The sequence below is a fragment of the Acinetobacter lwoffii genome (assembly GCF_024129595.1).
Classification (GTDB): domain Bacteria; phylum Pseudomonadota; class Gammaproteobacteria; order Pseudomonadales; family Moraxellaceae; genus Acinetobacter; species Acinetobacter lwoffii_O.
The window spans coordinates 1-817 of the sequence record NZ_JAMXXS010000092.1; the positions used below are offsets into that span (position 1 = coordinate 1).

The window sequence follows — 817 nt, forward strand, 5'->3', positions numbered from 1 at the left end:
CTAGAGCCTGTCATCAATTAGCTTGAGAAAATCTAACCTGTCCTCATTATTTTTTCATGACTAAACGCTATGCATTAAGAGATGATCAGTGGGAGCAGATTAAGGATCTGTTACCTGGACGAGCGAGTACTGTTGGAGTAACTGCCAAAGATAACAGGCTATTTGTTGAAGCAGTATTGTATCGGTATCGTTCAGGTATTCCATGGCGAGACTTACCCGAACGCTTTGGGGATTTTAGAGTTGTGCACACTCGCTTTAGCCGTTGGGCTAAAGCAGGCGTATGGCAGAAAGTTTTTGAAGTGCTATCACATGAAAGTGATAATGAATATGCCATGCTAGACTCAACCATTGTGCGTGCTCATCAACACAGCGCCGGAAAAAAAAGAACAGGCAATCGGACGCAGTAAAGGTGGTTTAAGTACCAAAATTCATGCCCGTACTGATGCTTTAGGCAACCCAACAGGATTTTATCTCACTGCCGGGCAGACTCATGACTTAAATGGTGCTGATGTGCTGCTGGACTTATCGTTAAGTCAGACTTGGCTCATGGATAAAGCCTATAATTCTAAGGATCGGGTGATTGATCCAATCCATAAGATCAAGGGTCAGATCGTGATGCCATCCAAAAGTAACGCGATTGATCAGCGTGATTATGACCAACATCTTTATAAAGCAAGACATCTGATCGAGAACTTCTTCGCCAAGCTCAAGCAGTATCGAGGTATTGCTACGCGCTATGATAAATTGGCTCAAAACTTCCTGTCAGCAATCTACCTTGCTTCAATCATGATATGGCTTAATTGATGACACGCCCTAA

The 817-nt window shown here is 43.2% G+C and carries 1 pseudogene; it reads left to right on the top strand.

Annotation, left to right across the window (positions count from 1 at the left end):
• Nucleotides 1–56: 56 nt before the first annotated feature.
• A pseudogene (locus NI466_RS15785) lies at nucleotides 57–804 on the top strand (IS5 family transposase).
• The last annotated feature ends 13 nt before the right edge of the window (nucleotides 805–817 follow it).